This window comes from Flavobacterium aestivum (genome assembly GCF_026870175.2).
Classification (GTDB): domain Bacteria; phylum Bacteroidota; class Bacteroidia; order Flavobacteriales; family Flavobacteriaceae; genus Flavobacterium; species Flavobacterium aestivum.
Map to the genome: position 1 here is coordinate 781,339 of NZ_CP113977.2, position 13,904 is coordinate 795,242.

Consider the following 13,904-nt stretch of genomic DNA (forward strand, 5'->3'; position numbering starts at 1 on the left):
ATAATTTTATAGTTAATGATAATGCAAAATTGAACCCTATTTATGATTCCAGAATTGACTTTGGTCAAGAAATGCGTTTCCGAATACGGCTTAGCGTTTCAGGTACGACGCCAATATAAGAAGCAAGATATTTCAATGGTATTTGTTGAATGTATTTAGGGTGTTCCTGAAGCAGATTTTCGTATCTTTCTTGTGGAGATTTCGTTAAAAGATCCAATTCTCTTTTTACTTTTTTGGCCAACAGGAATTCAGTGGCAATTCTTCCGAGTTTTTTAGCATTTTCACATTCTTTATACAGCCTTTCAAGGCTTTCGTATGAAATGGAATATAGCTGACAATCTGTTATAGCTTGAATATAAATACTCGTTTGGGTTCTATTATAAAAGGAATCGTAGGCACAATAGAAGGAATTTTTGAAAGCAAAATCAAACGTAATTTCTTTGTCATTTGCAACCACATAATAACGCAATACACCAGTATCGATAAAGGATAGATAACTTTCTAATTGACCATTGAAAAGAATTATTTCATTAGCTGAAAACTTACGTGTTTTTATACAACTTAAAAACGCTGTCAAATCATTCTCCAAAAAGCCCAATTTTTCAAAATATGTAATTAATGTCTGCATTTATATTATTTATCAGCTGTATTACAATGGATTGTACCAAATGATTACTCTTAAGACTGTAACTTGATATTCTACTCTTAAATTCGAAGTAAATATAGTAGATTTTAACTATTCCTTATTTATGCGGTATTTGTATTCTATCTTGAACAATTGCACTATTTAAATATAAAAAATCTCAAAAAAAGATACTGACTAATCAGTCAATTGGAAATCAAATTACCGTTTTTAAAATGTTATAATTTTAAAATTTACTTAAGTTATTGATAATTTAATAATCATGAACACAAAATTGCTATAGATAACACGTAAAGAGAAAGTCAAATGATCTGGCACTTGTTTAAGAAGGACAATTTTAATTCCACTTTCAACCATAATAAAAAATGGTGTTTTAGCTCGTTTCTATAAAATAAAATTCGAACTTAAAGCATAAAAAAGATTAACAGTTACCTATTTTTGAAACTTAATCCTATTATTCAAAACCAAAATAAAGTTGCAAAAAGAGTGATTAGGAAAACTCCTTACTCATAGAAATAGATTTCATACATACAATGAAAATCTTCTAAAATAGGATTAAATAAAGATAACGAAAAGTCCATCTTTGACAATAAAATAATTAAAAAAAGTCCTATTGGTAACGCTTATCTGTTGTACACTTTTATCGCAACTGTAAAATATAAACCTCTTTATACTAACAATTTAAATACTATTTCTATAGTTTTCATTCTTTTAAATAATTAAGATTGACTAATCAGTCATATAAAAATTGAATTGATCTTAATTTGAACTATAGTATTTCTAAAGATCAATTTCAGTTGTATATGCCTTCAGGAACTTTTGCTTCTATATAACTCTTACATGTGCTTATTTAAAATTATATATTAATACTGAATCCAATTATCTAAGCTTAATAATAAAATCATTAAAAAGTTAGATTGACATAGTTCATTAGAAATCGAAAAAGATTTAATTCTTTCATTAAAAATCAATCAAAGTCAGAATTGAATAAAGAAACGATATACACATCAATAGTCTTGAAGCAATTTAAAAAAAAGAATTCATAACACTTACTTACTGTACAATTTTATTCATTGCTTTAATATATAAACCATTCTATATAAACAACTTATTATTAAACATTAGAACTACAATTTTAAAAAAATTCAAAGAGTGACTAATCAGTCATAATAAGATTAAAATAATAATTAATTAAATTAATAACATTTCTAGTTGCCTTATCTTTAATGAGTCTTGCTGTTTTACAACTGTTTTAGACAGTTATTTTTATATATAACGAATCAATAAACTGATGCAAAAAATTATACTGATTTTGATTATCTAAGCTTTAAAATAAAATAACAAAGAAATGATGCCATATGATTCTTTATAAATAAAAAGTATTTAGGTCTTGCGATGACAGTCATTAAAAATAGAAATAAATATAAAAAGTAAGTTCATCTTGCTTTATAAAACAATCAAAATGTGTCCCATTAACAACACTGAGTACTTGTGCATTTTTTTCTTTGCAAAAAGTATAACTTACTATATAATAATAATTTAAATGTATTTTATAGAATTATTTATTACTCAAATTCAAAGATTGACTAATCAGTCACTAAATAAATCTATACATTACAGAAGATTTATAAATCAATTCCAATCGCTGATTTTTCGGAAGTTCGTAATGCCCTACAAGAGTTGCAGACATTTTTTAAAATATGGAAATGATTAAACTTTTGATATAAATTAATACTCAATCTAGAAATTAAGACGACAAAATATAATTTAAAAAGGATGATTAAAACACCCTTTAGAAATAGAAAAAAATTCCAACTTTGTCATTAAATAATCATCCATTTTAGACAAAATTGAATTTAATTGAGTAACGATAAATTCGTCTTTAGACTTAAAGTAATTAAAAAGAGTGCCATATAGGCTACACTGGGTAATAAAGTAATTTAACAAATTACTTTATAATGTAATCAGTTAATTTATAATAGTTTAAATGATATATAGATAATTATTTATTTCAAGAAAACTTAAGATTCACTAATCAGTCATAAAGATATTGGATTAATCATTTATCACTTTCCATAACATTTCGAAAGATTCATGAATCAATTCCAATTGCTCATTCTTTCCTAAATTATTATCGATTAAATAATTATAAACGCCATCAATATGAGCTGTACATAAAGAAAAAATAAAATGAGCTGGCATTTGCTTTAGAAGAACAATATTAATTCCATTTTGAATTAAAATAAAAAGTGGGTGTTCTTGCTGCTTTAGAATAATTGGGGATACTTGTTTAAAATATGGAGAGTGATTAAACTGCTGCACATATTGATACTTAATCCGATTATCTAAGCTCCAAAATAGAGTCGTAAAAAAAAGTGATTGAAATGATTCTTTAGAAATAGAAAACGATTCCATTCTAGCTATTATAAAATCATCCATTTCTCCTAAAATGGAATTGTATAGAGTAACGATAAGTTCATCTTTCGACTTAAAGTAATTAAAAAGTGTCCCATTGGCTACACTGGCTTCCTGAGCAATTCTACTGGTTGCTGTACCATGAAAACCGTTATTTACGAACAGTTTAAGAGCTGTTTCTAGAATTATTTGTTTTTTATCCATTACTTTAAGATTGACTAATCAGTCACAAAAATAGATATAATTAAACAATAATCAAATAAGAATATAGTAGCGATAATTCTGAGACGTTTATAAAAGATCTATAATTGATTTCCTTTCCTTCTATTTACTAAATGCGATATAAAGTGGTTTAGCTTTGTTTTAAAGCTCTTTTAGAGATTCAGAACCCCATTTATATCAACTTATAAAAAAGGCCCTAAAAACGTCTAATTCATTATAATTCTACTAATCATGAATTACAATCTGAAATAAGAAACTAAACAAATTTAGTTTTTACTATCAATACCGATCCTAAATATCATAAATCAGGTAATCAAAAAAAAACTATAATCTGATTATCAAACTTAAAACTTTAAATATAAAACTGAACAAAATGAATACAATTTCGTCGTTTAATCGGATTTTAATGCAATACAGCAGATTTATTTTTTGTAGTAATAGCATTAATATATTTTTATAGTTATCTTAGTATTAAGCATTTGTAACTATTTTTTAATTAATTATTGAAGTAAAAAATAACTAAAAACCAATCAAAGATGAAAACCGAACAAATTACAACCAAAGAATCCGTTTACTTGATCTACGCCTATGTAAGCATTGCTTCATTTGTATTGATGGTAGTAAGCAAAATAACTGAAAATCTTGGAAAAGCCTTAGATTTTAATCCAATTGTATCAATAATAATTGTTTTAAACATGGTGGCATTTATATCCTTGTATTATTATAAAAAAAAGCATAACCACAAGTAAAACAAAACAACTTTTAAAATTCACTTTTATGTAAAAAAATTACATCAGTAAAGCAATCTATTCCGAACAAATAGACTATAATCCAAATTGAACTGTGTGAAAAAGCGGCTGAATAGAAATATTCACCGCTTTTCTTTTTATTATTAATGCTTTTTTAGATAACTGTTCGTTTGTAGTAATTGATATTCTGGAGAACATTCAAAAAAGTAGTTCAATAGATTGTAGGTGTCCTGAACCATAAATAACCAAAATTTTATCAGTTGGTTTCGTTTCGATTCTTTGAATGTTTCTAAAAATTTTTAAATTTCTATTAAACCAACGACCTGTCTCAAAATCTACACCAAAAAAATCATTATTTTTAGATTCATATTTAAATAAGCCAATCAAATAATTTCCAAGGGATTTTTTTATATTCACTTCATCGTTTATTTGAATTAATTCTGATAGTATTCCCTTTTGTTTAAACACTTGCTTCAGCGAAAATTTTTTTTTAATATCAGGATCATTCACAAAAAAAGTTTCAAATTTCTTTGCTTCCAAACTATCTTTTCCGCTAATTATTGGCTCTATATTGCTGTTAAAATTCCCCCACTCATCTACACAGTATAACTTTTTAAGATGCAATCTTTTTGCCAATCTAAAACCTATTTGTTGATCTTCATCTCTTCCTAGTTGATAGTTGCCTTTTATATATTCATTATACAGCGAATCGATCTTTAATTGTTGTTCGGGTTGTCTTTCGATAACAATAATAGTGGGTTTAAATTGCTCTAACTTTTTAATTATATCGTTTATTTCTTTCTGATATTTTGTTTCAAAAACATCTATTTGATTTCCTTTTGCTATTTGCTGTACGTCCAAGTTCGGAAAAGTAAAGTGAAATGTCCCAAGGGTTAAAACATCCACTTTTTTGTTTTTTTGCGCATATGCCATAACTGACAAAATAAGCATGAATGCCGATAAAACAGTGTTTTTCATTTTTTCTATTTTTAAAATAAAGGACGAGTTAGACTTTCAAATGTTACACTCTTAAAAAAGATCACCAAAGTCTAGGCTTTTGCCGAGAGTGTAATTTTAAAAACAAAAGGTTATATAAAATCAACAAAAATTGAGCTTACTTTCCGATTTCAATAAATAGCAATGCTCGTTCTAAAACCTCGTCCTTTCCTTGCTGGATTCCCAAAATCGTAGGTTTGATCTCAATGTCTGGAATGATTCCGATTCTTTGTGTCTCTCTCCTATCGGGATAATAAACACCAATTCCTGAGTAAGCTGTATGGAATTCTTTAAAATCAAGTCCAAATACATTACCATCAGCACCAGCGGTCTGACTACCAATAATCGTTGTATTACCAGCAGTTTGAAAACACATTGCTGTCCATTCTGACTGACTTATAGAATCTTCATTAAGAAGCACAATCACCTTTCCTTTGTAATTATCCTTGTTTTCAGATCCGCAATTTCTTTCTTCAGTCCACACGTATCTTCCAGGATAATTCAAATAAGGAAAAGTATAAATAACAAATTTCTTTTCCTCTGAATTTAAAAAATTAGCAATGTCATTAAAGGTCCCATTTGGATAATTTCTCATATCAAATACAATTGCTTTTGTAGATCGTAATGCTTCAATCATATCTGGAACATCTTTAACTTTTATGACACCCATATTGACATAACCAATATTGCTATCAAGAAGTTTAAACTTTTCCTTCTTTTTCATGGCTCCCTTTTTAAACTCATTTCTATGAGAATCATGATAGTTATACCAGGTCATTGATTTTATTTCGTACTTACCATCCTTTAAAAACTCAACTTTAACTTGCTCTGAATCTGAACGTAAAATTGTTTCTACAACTTTATTTAAATATGAAGCTTCATTTGAAGCACAGACTAAATCTCTATTTTTTTCAATAAATTCTTTAATGGTTTTATCATTTATTTTAGTAATAACATCTCCGATTTTAATATTATCAGCCTGTGCCAAACTATCACCAACGATTTCAGTAACAACCATTTTATTGTCAATTATTTTACAATTAGCTGGAAAATACCTGGACTCTGGATTCCATTTTGTAGCCCCAAAAAAGTAACCATGACTGTCATTGATCTTCGTTGACATTTTCTTCAATGCTTGATAAAAGTCATTTTTATCTTTTGCTTCAACAGCAAGAGGAAGTATTTGTTCTAAAGTTTTATCCCATTTTTGATCCATCAGATATTTATACGGAAAATAATACTCTATTAAATTCCAATAGGCAAACAACATCAGAATTCTAGAACCTTTCGAATTATAATCAAGATCGAAATAGTTTTTTATATTCTTAAGACCATCAAATCCTGGCTCAAATTCTTCGGTACTTTGAAATCTATTGTTTTCAATAAATTTCAATTTCTTCGAAAGGTTTTTAGAAAACAATTTATCATTATTAATCCAAGATAAATCGAAGTTTTTATCAAAGAATTCAATGTCTTTTGGTGGAATGATTGGAGCTATTTGTTTTACTTCACCAAGGGAATCGATCCAATTTTCTATAACTAATGAAAATTCTTCTTTTGTTTGCGCTTGTTCAATTTTAGGTAAAACCTCAAAAAGCTGTTTGTCCCAATTAAAATCTCCATGCGCTACTTTTGGATGATAGTATTTTAAATAGCCCCACACTTTACAAGTGGCTACCAATTTTTGGGTTTCTGTAAATTTTGAATATCCAAATACCGTTTGAGAAAATACTATGAGGAAGAATAAGGTAATTTTTTTCATTTAGTTTATGAATGTGAATTGAATTCTTGAATAAGATTTTGAACGATCGTTTCTACAATAGCAATACTCTAACTGAACCATTAGATTACAAATCTCCGGTATCATTTCGGTAAAAAATTAATATATCTAAACAATCTAATTTTCAAAATTATTAAATAATTCTTACAAAAATATAGTCTTTTATTACCTCAAAACTCTTCTCAATTACCATAAAACATCTTGTAAGTACATGTGAGGGATAGCAGCTAGCTACCGAAGTAGCGCGTATAGCCCAACAGCATAAAGCAAAGGGGCCGACTCACAGATATGATGAGTTGGCCCCTTTGTTTTTATGGTGGCATGCCTAAATGATTTTAAATTTCTTTAGTCTAATTAAGATTCAAACTAGCCTTGAACATTCGAAGTTCTTCCCAACTGAATTTATCGCCGTACTTTTCTTTTAGAGGAGAAACGGATTCTTCTTTATAGCCAGCAAAAGCCTCGGTAAGTTCAGCTACCTTCTCTTTGGTCATGACTTCACTAATTGTAATAGTTTTAGATTGAATCAATTTGGTTAAATGTGACAAAATAGTTTCCTGGGTAAACTTTCTAATCTTAGCAATTTCGTTAACCGTTTTCTTCTCTAACCACAACTCATAGGTTTCCTGTACAGTAGATTTTTTAGGTTCATTCTTGGTTGTTTTCTTAGGTGCGTAACGTTCTGCGTCTTTTTCATCCTCAATCAACGTAATGTTCACTTTCTTGAAGTCTTCAATGACACGCTCTACCTTGGTTGTTTTATATTTTTTTATTTCTTCAGAGGTTAATTTTTCTTTAGAAATGGTTTCTCCTTTTACTAATACTGCAACCATTAATTTGGCTTTCATCAGCTGAAGAACTGCCTTAGTTTGCAGGTCGTCCAAAACCATTAACTCATCGTAAAATGCTTTGGCCTTTTTGAGTCGCTTAACTTCCTCCAATTTCCAGAGGATTTCATAAACCAACTGATCCATTGGCTCCATAAAATAATTGAAAGCGGCATTGATTCGGTCAGAAATATGAGAGAATTCCAATTGTTCGCTGTGGAACAATTTGTCTAACTGAACCAAAAACTTGGAAGATGGATCTAGTAATTGCCAAATGACTCCAGCTTGGTTTTGTGCCCAAGTGGCATGCTTGGATTTGGCTGAATTTTCGGCATCTTCGTTGTAGCTAAATTGGTGGTTGCGCCATTCTTGTGCCAACTCGTTCCAATTGAAACTGTTTTTCAGATAGTTGAGAATAAAATTTTTAGTCTCGCGTTTCAAAGCGTTAGCTAATGCTTCTTCAGTCGCTTTGTTTTCCGCATAATCCATTACATCCTGATCATTAGAAATACCATTCATTCGCAACGGAGAAAGCAAAACAAGGCCATTTAAGGAACGCAAACGTGATAATGCTACATATGCCTGTCCAGGAAGAAAAACTTGCGATACATCGAGCGCAGCTTTGTCAAAAGTCAAACCTTGACTTTTATGGACTGTAATAGCCCAAGCCAACTTGATTGGGTAATGCACAAAACTTCCCAAAACCTCTTCTTCTATTTCCTTGGTCATCTCGTTTACGGTGTATCGAATATTTTGCCATTCGTATTTGTCAACTTCGATCGTTTTGTCTTCATCCGGAAAATGCACCCAGATTTCTTTGCTGGTCATTGATTTTACAACTCCCATTTTTCCATTGAAATAATTTTTATCCAACGACAAATCGTTTTTGACAAACATAATCTGTGCTCCCACTTTCAGTTGCAAATTGGGATCGACAGGGTATATTTTTTCTGGAAAATCTCCAGTGATTTCGGGAAGAAAACTAGTTAGTTTTCCTTCAAGATCTTCTAGCGATTGTGCATTCATCACATCAGCTTTGGAATTGTGGGTTGTCAAAGTGATATATCCCTTGTTGGCTTTCAAGTCAAAATCTGGTTTTACAAATTCATTCAGCGTTTGTATATCACTTGGCGTAATCTCGTTGTTCCGTAGATTATTCAAAACAGAAATGAATCGGTCATCTGTTTGACGATAAATTTTAGACAGTTCAATGTACAACGGCGGATATTGCTGTATCACATGTGCGTGAAAAAAGAATTTTCCTCTGTAATACGTTCGTAAAGTACGCCATTCATCATCTCTGATGATTGGTGGTAATTGTAATAAATCTCCTATAAACAATACTTGAACACCTCCAAAAGGTGCGGCTTTCTTTCGAACCGTTTGCATCATGTAATCCATGGCATCCAATAAATCTGCACGTAACATACTGACTTCGTCAATAATAAGCAATTCCATATTGCGGATAACGGCTCTTTTTTGATTGTTCATTTTAAAATGCCTACGCAATGTGGCTTTAGTTTCAAACTTAGTTGTATCAGAAAACTGAGGAGCAGAATTATCTGGTATGAATCCTCCAAATGGCAACTGAAACATGGAATGGATAGTTACACCACCTGCATTCAACGCAGCAATTCCGGTTGGTGCCACCACAACCGTGTTCTTGTGCGTAGTCGCAATGATTTCTTTCAAAAGTGTAGTCTTACCTGTTCCCGCTTTACCAGTTAGAAAAACAGATTGATGGGTTTGATTGATAAAACGTAAGGCATAAGCAGCAGCTTCGGAAATAGATTGCATGGCGTATAAGTTTAAAAAACTAAAATATGAAAATAAAAAAAACCTTCAATCTCGTTCAAGATGAAGGTTTTAAATGTCAATATGAACAAAAAATTACTTTTTAACTTCTTCAGTTTTAGCTTGAGATTTGTATTTTTCGTTCAATAATTTTACGATCTCTTTTGTAATATCGTATTTATCTTCTGCATACAAAATAGACGCTGCATCACCAGTACCGTAGATATAAGCGTAACCCTTCTCTTTACCGTAATCTTTGATGAATTTTTTAACTCCTTTTACAAGAGAATCCATTTCTTTTCCACTTTCTTGTTGCAATTGCATTTGCAAACCTTGTTGAGCTTGAGCTAATTGTTGCTCTCTACGTTGCAATTCAGCACCATTTTTTTGAGCCCATTCTTGACCGTTTGCTTGTGCATTACGCTGAAAATTAGCAGCATCTTGTTTAAATCTATTGATTTCTGCTTCTAATTGTCTTCCTTTTTCGGCAGCTTGCCCTTTGTATTTTGCTTCTAGATCTTTAGTTTCAGTATACTCTTTCATCAAAACTGCTGTATCAACATAAGCCGTTTTCAACTCTTTCACTTCTGCTTTTTTATCACAAGAAACAAGTGATATTGAAATTGCGATAAATAATAATGCTTTCTTCATTTTAATGTATTTCAAATTTTTTTAGTATGGATGACAAAAATATAAAAAAATAGATAGCATTGATAAAAAGATTAAAAAATGCTACTATTTTGTTATAATAAATTTTAATTATTAAAAAATAAAAATTCTATCAAAAAAAGTTATTAAGACCTAATCAATAGGGTTGCTTTTAAGAAACAAATCAAAAAAATTGAATAATTTCCCTAGCAAAACCTAAATTAATGCATAAAAAACGCTTAAAATGCGTTTTAGATGTTTTTAAGGATATAAATATGCGATGAGTATTCAAAATTTTGCTTTGCTTTCCAATTTGACTGTAAACCGATAAAAAAAGCTTTAAAATAATTCATTTTACCTGTTTTGTATTTTTCTGATAGTAAACTCACATAAAAAGAATCAAATTTCATAGGCAGTACTTTTTCGAGCTTCATATTTTCTTTTGCAAAAAGCTTTTGGATTGCAGTTTTCGAGAAATGCCAAAAATGAATTGGCACATCATAAGCAGCCCAAAAATGTCCATAATGTTTTGCATCGAAAGACTTGAAATTAGGAACAGCTACAATCAAAGTTCCGTTTGGTTTGAGCAAACGTTTTAATTCTTTGATTTGTTCGTCTAAATTGGGAACGTGCTCCAAAACGTGCCACATAGAAATCACATCACACGAATGATCCTCTAATTCAGAAGTTTTTTCTACAAATGAAACACCCTTACTTTTTGCAATAGCTTTCGCTTTATCACTAGGCTCTACACCAATTGTTTTCCATCCGTCATTTTGAGCCACGGTCAAAAAATCGCCAGTTCCAGCACCAATATCCAAAATCAACCCCTTAGAAGGTTGATAAGAATTAATTAAATTCAATTTATTTTTAAGAGCTATATTTTTCACAAAATGATATGCTTTTTCAAACAAAGATCTTTTTGAATCAGTATGCGAAATATAATCAGCACTTTCGTAATATTTACCTAATACATCTAAACTTGGTTGTGGATGTGTGATTAACATATCTAATGCTTCATCTTGATACAAATCGAAAGTTTCTTGAGAAACCGAATAATCTTTTACTTTTAGAAAATGCTTTTTGTGTGTAATGTCCATTTTTGTTTTTAAATAAATAATTTCAGCCTTTTTTGAATAAAAGCTGAAAACAAATTCTTTTTTAATTAATTCTATTAGCAGCAATTGTTTTGCTACTCTACTCCCTTTCCCATCTTATTTTAACCGCACAAATTTTATCGTTTTCAATTCTGATATTTTCATGCACTAAAAAACCATTTTTGGTATAAAACTCTAATGGTGACAAATAAGACTCTTTATTTTGTTTTAAATCATTTTGATGATCAATAACCCAACCATTCAAAATCAATTTATTTTTCTTTAATTCATTCAGTAAAAAATTTCCAAATCCTTTTCCTTGTATTTCTGAATCAATGATTATTCCGAACCAATCTTCTTCCTCACGAAAAAAAGTAAAAGCCCAACCTAGAATTTGGCTTTGATCGTCAACTAATAAATAATGCGCTGCATTTGAAAGTCCCTCTAGATAATTATCAAATTCTGATAATTTGGAATATCCAATTTTTTCGGGATATTCAGCATTCCAAAGTTCAAACAGCGATTGCTTTTGATTCAAATTTAAAACCGTTGTTTGAAGGATTTTCATTTTAAAAAATATTGTATTTCCGTTTTATCAACAAATACAAGGGTTAAGACCGTAGTTTCACGTGGAACATTTTAATTTTAGAATTCAGACTTCTGAACTTAGATTAAAAGAATTCAAAAACTATGAAATTCTAAACTCCTCTTATCTTCCCATATAAATCAAAAGTACCGAAATATCACTTGGTGAAACACCACTTATTCTTGAAGCTTGAGAAATGGTTATTGGGCGAATTTTATTCAATTTTTGTTTTGCTTCAATCGACATTGATTTGATTTTACTATAATCGAAATTTTCTGGAATTTTTACATCTTCCAGTCTTGTCAATTTATCGGCATTATTTCTTTCCTTTTCAATGTAGCCTGAATATTTCACTTGGATTTCCGCTTGCTCTAAAATTTCCTGATCAAGATTATTTTCTGCAGCGTATTCTGCGACCTTCTCAAATTTCATCATATCATCCAAATCAATTTGTGGTCTTGAGAAAACTTTAAACATTTTATCTCCCTGACTAATCAATGCAGTATCTTTCGCTTCTAAAATAGGATTAGCCTCCGCAACAGTAACACTTGTCTCCTTGAAGAAATTTACCATTTTTTCGGATTCACTTAATTTACGCTCCATACGACGCAAACGTGCTTCAGATGCTAAACCAATTTCATACGAAAGTGGCGTTAATCTAAAATCGGCATTATCTTGTCGCAACAAAGTTCTGTATTCTGCACGAGAAGTAAACATACGATATGGTTCTTCTGTTCCCTTCGTAATCAAGTCATCAATTAAAACTCCAATATAAGCTTCGTCTCTTTTTAAAATTAACGGAGCTTCTTCATGCGCTTTAAGATGCGCGTTGATTCCCGCCATCAAACCTTGAGCAGCTGCTTCTTCATATCCGGTTGTTCCGTTTATTTGTCCAGCGAAATACAAACCTTCAACTAGCTTTGTTTCCAAAGTATGTTTCAATTGCGTTGGTGGAAAATAATCATATTCGATTGCATAACCCGGGCGGAAGAATTTCACATTTTCAAAACCTGCAACTGAACGCAAAGCTTTAAATTGAATATCCTCTGGCAAAGATGTAGAAAAACCATTTACGTAAACCTCACAAGTATTCCACCCTTCTGGCTCTACAAATAATTGATGACGCTCTTTATCAGCAAATCGATTTATCTTATCTTCAATAGAAGGGCAATATCTCGGGCCCAAACTTTTTATTCTTCCGTTAAACATTGGAGAACGATCAAAACCTTCTCTCAAAATATTATGCACTTCCAAGGAAGTGTACGTCATGTGACAAGATTTTTGAACAGCCAATGGTTTGGTCAAATCCGAATACGAAAATTTATCTGGTCTCGCATCTCCTTTTTCCTCATTCATTTTCGAATAGTCCAAAGATCTCCCATCGACTCTTGGAGGTGTTCCAGTTTTCATTCGTCCAGCTTCGAAACCTACATGAATCAAATCTTCTGTAATTCCATACGCAGCACTCTCGCCTGCTCTTCCTCCTCCAAATTGTTTTTCACCAATATGAATCAAACCATTCAAAAAAGTTCCGTTTGTCAAGACAACCGATTTTGATCGAATTTCAACTCCCAACGAAGTTTTGATTCCTTTTATCTTTCCGTTTTCAATTATCAATCCTTTAACCATTTCTTGGTAAAAATCAAGATTTGGAGTTCCCTCCAACATCATTCTCCATTCCTCAGCAAATCGCATACGATCACTTTGAACCCTCGGAGACCACATTGCTGGACCTTTTGATTTATTCAACATCTTGAATTGAATTGCCGTACGATCCGAAACGATTCCAGAGTATCCTCCGAGCGCATCAATCTCACGAACAATTTGTCCTTTGGCAATTCCGCCCATTGCGGGGTTGCAAGACATTTGTGCAATGTTTTGCAAACTCATAGTCACCAGCAAAGTTTTAGAACCCAAATTTGCCGCCGCAGCCGCAGCCTCAGATCCAGCGTGACCAGCACCCACTACAATTACATCATACTCTTCTAAAAACATTCTCTTATAAATTAATCCTCCTAAAAGGAATTATGAAATCTTGAAATAATGTTCCACGTGAAACAAATCAAAACAAAAACTCAAAATATGTTCCACGTGAAACTTTTAACCTGACAAAATTAAAAATGTTCCACGTGAAACACATTAAAAAA

General features: G+C 31.0%; 10 protein-coding genes. 1 reads left to right on the top strand and 9 read right to left on the bottom strand.

Annotation, left to right across the window (positions count from 1 at the left end; all coding sequences use genetic code 11):
- Positions 1-64 precede the first annotated feature (64 nt).
- Positions 65-628 carry a Crp/Fnr family transcriptional regulator gene (locus tag OZP08_RS03380; protein ID WP_268848357.1) on the bottom strand — a complete coding sequence of 188 codons (564 nt, stop codon included), beginning with the start codon at positions 626-628 and terminating at the stop codon, positions 65-67.
- Between the two features lie 2,070 nt (positions 629-2,698).
- On the bottom strand, positions 2,699-3,262 hold the full coding sequence (locus OZP08_RS03385) for a TetR/AcrR family transcriptional regulator (protein WP_281322988.1): 564 nt from the start codon (positions 3,260-3,262) through the stop codon (positions 2,699-2,701).
- Between the two features lie 554 nt (positions 3,263-3,816).
- On the opposite strand from OZP08_RS03385, the gene OZP08_RS03390 reads away from it, so the two are divergent.
- Positions 3,817-4,029, top strand: coding sequence for a hypothetical protein (locus OZP08_RS03390; protein ID WP_268848360.1), 213 nt, complete (start codon positions 3,817-3,819; stop codon positions 4,027-4,029).
- Between the two features lie 198 nt (positions 4,030-4,227).
- Here the strand turns inward: OZP08_RS03390 and OZP08_RS03395 are convergent, their stop codons facing one another.
- The 7 genes from OZP08_RS03395 to mnmG all read right to left on the bottom strand — a co-directional run bounded on the left by OZP08_RS03395 (position 4,228) and on the right by mnmG (position 13,752).
- On the bottom strand, positions 4,228-5,007 hold the full coding sequence (locus OZP08_RS03395; protein ID WP_281322989.1) for a DUF5694 domain-containing protein: 780 nt from the start codon (positions 5,005-5,007) through the stop codon (positions 4,228-4,230).
- A gap of 136 nt (positions 5,008-5,143) precedes the next feature.
- The gene (locus tag OZP08_RS03400; RefSeq protein WP_281322990.1) at positions 5,144-6,787 is read right to left on the bottom strand and encodes a S41 family peptidase; all 1,644 of its coding nucleotides are present in this window, start codon (positions 6,785-6,787) and stop codon (positions 5,144-5,146) included.
- Between the two features lie 368 nt (positions 6,788-7,155).
- Positions 7,156-9,429, bottom strand: coding sequence for a helix-turn-helix domain-containing protein (locus OZP08_RS03405; protein ID WP_281322991.1), 2,274 nt, complete (start codon positions 9,427-9,429; stop codon positions 7,156-7,158).
- 93 nt (positions 9,430-9,522) lie between these two features.
- Positions 9,523-10,077: an OmpH/Skp family outer membrane protein gene (locus OZP08_RS03410; protein WP_268848365.1), complete on the bottom strand. Its 555-nt coding sequence runs from the start codon at positions 10,075-10,077 to the stop codon at positions 9,523-9,525.
- Positions 10,078-10,325: 248 nt separating this feature from the next.
- A complete protein-coding gene (locus OZP08_RS03415; RefSeq protein ID WP_268848366.1) occupies positions 10,326-11,174 on the bottom strand; it encodes a class I SAM-dependent methyltransferase in 849 nt (282 codons plus the stop codon).
- Positions 11,175-11,271: 97 nt separating this feature from the next.
- Positions 11,272-11,739 carry a GNAT family N-acetyltransferase gene (locus OZP08_RS03420; protein ID WP_268848367.1) on the bottom strand — a complete coding sequence of 156 codons (468 nt, stop codon included), beginning with the start codon at positions 11,737-11,739 and terminating at the stop codon, positions 11,272-11,274.
- Between the two features lie 141 nt (positions 11,740-11,880).
- On the bottom strand, positions 11,881-13,752 hold the full coding sequence (mnmG, locus tag OZP08_RS03425; protein WP_268848368.1) for a tRNA uridine-5-carboxymethylaminomethyl(34) synthesis enzyme MnmG: 1,872 nt from the start codon (positions 13,750-13,752) through the stop codon (positions 11,881-11,883).
- Between the last annotated feature and the right edge of the window lie 152 nt (positions 13,753-13,904).

What these genes read in the sequence shown, in the direction of transcription:
- OZP08_RS03380 (WP_268848357.1), bottom strand. Translation starts at nt 628, where the DNA reads ATGCAGACATTAATTACATATTTTGAAAAATTGGGCTTTTTGGAGAAT.
- OZP08_RS03385 (WP_281322988.1), bottom strand. Translation starts at nt 3,262, where the DNA reads ATGGATAAAAAACAAATAATTCTAGAAACAGCTCTTAAACTGTTCGTA.
- OZP08_RS03390 (WP_268848360.1), top strand. Translation starts at nt 3,817, where the DNA reads ATGAAAACCGAACAAATTACAACCAAAGAATCCGTTTACTTGATCTAC.
- OZP08_RS03395 (WP_281322989.1), bottom strand. Translation starts at nt 5,007, where the DNA reads ATGAAAAACACTGTTTTATCGGCATTCATGCTTATTTTGTCAGTTATG.
- OZP08_RS03400 (WP_281322990.1), bottom strand. Translation starts at nt 6,787, where the DNA reads ATGAAAAAAATTACCTTATTCTTCCTCATAGTATTTTCTCAAACGGTA.
- OZP08_RS03405 (WP_281322991.1), bottom strand. Translation starts at nt 9,429, where the DNA reads ATGCAATCTATTTCCGAAGCTGCTGCTTATGCCTTACGTTTTATCAAT.
- OZP08_RS03410 (WP_268848365.1), bottom strand. Translation starts at nt 10,077, where the DNA reads ATGAAGAAAGCATTATTATTTATCGCAATTTCAATATCACTTGTTTCT.
- OZP08_RS03415 (WP_268848366.1), bottom strand. Translation starts at nt 11,174, where the DNA reads ATGGACATTACACACAAAAAGCATTTTCTAAAAGTAAAAGATTATTCG.
- OZP08_RS03420 (WP_268848367.1), bottom strand. Translation starts at nt 11,739, where the DNA reads ATGAAAATCCTTCAAACAACGGTTTTAAATTTGAATCAAAAGCAATCG.
- mnmG (WP_268848368.1), bottom strand. Translation starts at nt 13,752, where the DNA reads ATGTTTTTAGAAGAGTATGATGTAATTGTAGTGGGTGCTGGTCACGCT.